The 3,738-nt window shown below is 72.4% G+C and carries 4 protein-coding genes; all 4 read left to right on the plus strand.

Annotated features, from left to right (window positions below; genetic code table 11):
* Nucleotides 1-394: 394 nt before the first annotated feature.
* Entirely contained in the window at nt 395-1,504 is a 1,110-nt protein-coding gene (locus tag AC51EU_RS28380) for an aliphatic sulfonate ABC transporter substrate-binding protein (protein ID WP_496269948.1), read from the plus strand.
* Between the two features lie 36 nt (nt 1,505-1,540).
* Nucleotides 1,541-2,362, plus strand: coding sequence for an ABC transporter ATP-binding protein (locus tag AC51EU_RS28385; protein ID WP_496269949.1), 822 nt, complete (start codon nt 1,541-1,543; stop codon nt 2,360-2,362).
* Entirely contained in the window at nt 2,349-3,317 is a 969-nt protein-coding gene (locus tag AC51EU_RS28390; RefSeq protein ID WP_496269950.1) for an ABC transporter permease, read from the plus strand. Before AC51EU_RS28385 ends, AC51EU_RS28390 begins: the two co-directional genes overlap by 14 nt.
* 5 nt (nt 3,318-3,322) lie before the next feature.
* On the plus strand, nt 3,323-3,738 hold a 416-nt coding region (locus AC51EU_RS28395; RefSeq protein ID WP_496269951.1), incomplete at its 3' end, for a sirohydrochlorin chelatase.

The following is a 3,738-nucleotide window of genomic DNA, read 5'->3' on the forward strand; positions in this document are numbered from 1 at the left end:
ACCCACTCCCGCACCACCGGCTCCTTCCTCCTCATCGACCCCACCGACGGCACCACCCTCACCGCCGGCATGACCGGCAACGCCTTCGCGGCCACGGAGGCACAGGAGAAGCCCGAGGCGGACGACGAGGGCTGGGATTTCTGACCATGCACCGGGACGTGTTCTCGACCTTCGCGAAGGAGGGCGGCCGCATCGGCAGCGGCGCCCTCGGGAGCGGCCAGGGCGGTGTCGGCCGATGTGCGTGCTGACCCCGCACGCCGCCAGGCGGTGCGGGCCGATGCGCGCGGTGTCCCCGCACACCGCCGTGCCCGCACCCCCGCTCTTCCGAAGACCCGCCGCTGTGCCGGGCGCGCCCTAGCCGCGCACTTCCGGTCCTACGAGAGGAACACCTCCCGTGCCTGCCGTTCGTCACCGTCTCCTGGTGGCAGCCGCCACCGTCCCGCTGCTGATGGGCGCCCTGGGTGCCTGCGGCTACGGTTCGCAGGCCAAGAAGAACACCGCCGTCGAGGTGCCCGCCCAGGGGCCCAGAACCGACGGGCTGGAGACCGTGAAGATCGGGTTCTTCGGCAACACCACGCACGCCACTCCTCTCGTCGGACTCCAGCGCGGCTTTTTCCAGAAGGAGCTGGGCGGCACCAAGGTCCGCGCTTCCGTCTTCAACGCGGGCCCCGCCGAGATCGAGGCGCTGAACTCCGGTGCCATCGACATCGGGTGGATCGGCCCCTCCCCCGCGATCAACGGCTACACCACGTCGCGCGGCAAGAGCCTGAAGATCGTCGGGGGGTCGGCGTCGGGCGGTGTCTCGCTCGTCGTCAACCCGAAGAAGATCACGAGCCTGGACGACCTCAAGGGCAGAACGATCGCGACCCCGCAGCTGGGCAACACCCAGGACGTCGCCCTTCTCCACTACCTCGCCGAGCACGGCTACCGGGTGGACGCCACCACCGGCAAGGGCGATGTCACCGTCCAGCGCACCGAGAACAAGGTGACGCCGACCGCGTTCGAGCAGGGCAGCATCGACGGCGCCTGGGTGCCGGAACCCACCGCGACCAAGCTCGTCAAGGCGGGCGGCAAGCGGCTGCTCGACGAGACGGCGCTGTGGCAGGACGGCAAGTTCGTCATCACCAATGTGATCGTGTCGCAGCGGTTCCTCAAGGAACATCCCAAGGCGGTCGAGGCGGTGCTGCGCGGCTCGGTCCGCACCAACGCGTGGATCCGCTCGCACCCGGACGAGGCACGGCGGGCCCTCAACGACAAGCTCGCCGACCCGGCCGTCACCGGTAAGGCGCTGCCGGACGACATCGTCACCCCGGCCTTCAAGAACATCGACGTCACGGACGATCCGCTGGCCGCCACCCTGCGGCAGGAGGCGGACAACGCCGTCAAGGCCGGGCTGCTGAAGAAGCCGGACCTGCGGGGCATCTACGACCTGCGGCTGCTCAACAAGGTCCTCAAGGCCGAGGGCAGAGCGCCGGTCGACGACGCCGGCCTCGGCACCAAGTAGCCCCTCCCGCACCACCGTCCCCAGGAGGTGACACCGATGACGGCCCCCCTCACCCAGCACCCCGCCCCGGCCACGCCCGCCGTCGCGGCCCCCCACGCCGCGCGCATCGACCATGTGTCGAAGGCGTTCGGCCGCCCCGGCGCCCGGCAGCAGGTGCTCGACGACATCAGCATCGACGTCGCACCGGGCGAATTCGTCTGCCTTCTGGGGGCGTCGGGGTGCGGCAAGTCCACCCTGCTCAACCTCGTCGCCGGGCTCGACGAACCGACCTCGGGCACCATCACCACGCCCGGCGGCCGCCCGGCCCTGATGTTCCAGGAGCACGCGCTGTTCCCGTGGCTGACCGCGGGCCGCAACGTGGAACTGGCGCTGCGGCTGCGCGGGGTGCCGCGCGCGGAACGCCGCGCGGAGGCCGAGCGGCTGCTCGACCTGGTCCGCCTCAAGGGCGCGCACGGCAAGCGGGTGCACCAGCTCTCCGGCGGTATGCGCCAGCGCGTCGCCATGGCCCGCGCCCTCGCCCAGGACAGCCGGCTGCTGCTGATGGACGAGCCGTTCGCCGCCCTCGACGCCATCACCCGCGATGTCCTGCACGACGAACTGACCCGTATCTGGCAGGCGTCGAACACGAGCGGCACCGGGCAGGGGCTGTCGGTCCTCTTCGTCACGCACAACGTCCGCGAGGCGGTACGGCTGGCCCAGCGGGTGGTGCTGCTGTCCTCCCGTCCCGGCCGGGTCGCCCGCGAGTGGCGGGTGGACATCCCGCAGCCGCGCCGTATCGAGGACGCCGCGGTCGCCGACCTTTCCGTCGAGATCACCGAACAGCTGCGGGGGGAGATCCGCCGTCATGGCCAGCACTGACACCGACGACCGGACGGGCGGCGGGTCGCGCGCCGAGGACGAGGGCACCGCGGACCGAGACCCCGGTACGAAGGTCCGCGACGGGTCCGCCGCGCCCGGCGGGGACCTCGCCGGTCTTGAGGCCGGGCTCGACGCCCTGGAGTCCAGCGTCGCCGACCGGCAGCCGTGGCTGCGGGCCCTCGCCGCCAAGGCCGGGCCGCCGCTCATCGCCTTCGCCATCGTCCTCGGGCTGTGGCAGCTGGCCTACCACGTCGAGCTCAAGCCGCACTATCTGCTGCCCAGTCCCCTCGACGTCTTCCGGTCCCTCCAGCAGAAGTGGCTGGAGGGCACCCTGCTGGACTTCGTGTGGACCAGCGTCTCGCGCGGTGCGCTCGGCTTCCTCGCCTCGGTCGTGCTCGGTACGGCCCTCGGTCTCGTCGTCGCCCGCGTCCGGGCGGTCAGGGCGGCGATCGGGCCGATCCTCAGCGGCCTCCAGTCGCTGCCCTCGGTGGCCTGGGTGCCGGCCGCGATCATCTGGTTCGGGCTGAGCGACGCCACCATCTACGCCGTGGTGCTGCTGGGCGCCGTCCCCTCCATCGCCAACGGCCTGGTCGCCGGGGTGGACCAGATCTCTCCCCTGTATCTGCGGGCCGGCCGCACCATCGGGGCGACCGGCCCGGCCGGGGTGCGGCATGTGCTGCTGCCGGCCGCGCTGCCCGGCTATCTCGCGGGGCTGAAGCAGGGCTGGGCGTTCTCCTGGCGTTCGCTGATGGCCGCGGAACTCATCGTCAACGCGCCCGATCTGGGCACCGGTCTGGGCCAGTTGCTGGAGCAGGGGCGCGAGTTGCAGGACATGTCCTGGGTGCTGGCGGCGATCTGGCTGATCCTGGTCGTCGGCATCGGTATCGAACTGCTGATCTTCGCTCCGATCGAGCGGCGGGTGCTGCGCGGCCGGGGCCTGCTGGTGAAGAACTGAGACCCATGCGCACTCCCCCCGCCCTCCTGGTCATCGCCCACGGCAGCCGCGACCCCCGGCACGCGGAGACCGTCGCCGCGCTCTGCGCGCGGGTCCGGTCGCTGCGGCCCGGCCTGCGTGTCGAGGCCGGTCATCTCGACTTCAACGCGCCGAGCGTGCCCCGCGCGCTGGAACGGCTGGCGGACGAGGGCGTGCGCGAGGTGGTGGCGCTGCCGCTGCTGCTGACCCGCGCCTTCCACGCGCGGACGGACGTTCCGGCGGTGCTGCGGGAGGCCACCGCGCGGCTGCCGCGGCTGACCGTCCACCAGGCCGGTGTGCTCGGCCCGTCCCCGCTGCTGACGGCCGCCCTGGAGAGGCGGCTGGCCGAGGCGGGGCTGCGGCCCGGCGACCGCGGCGGGACCGGTGTCGTCCTGGCGGCCGC

This window comes from Candidatus Streptomyces philanthi (genome assembly GCF_059553635.1).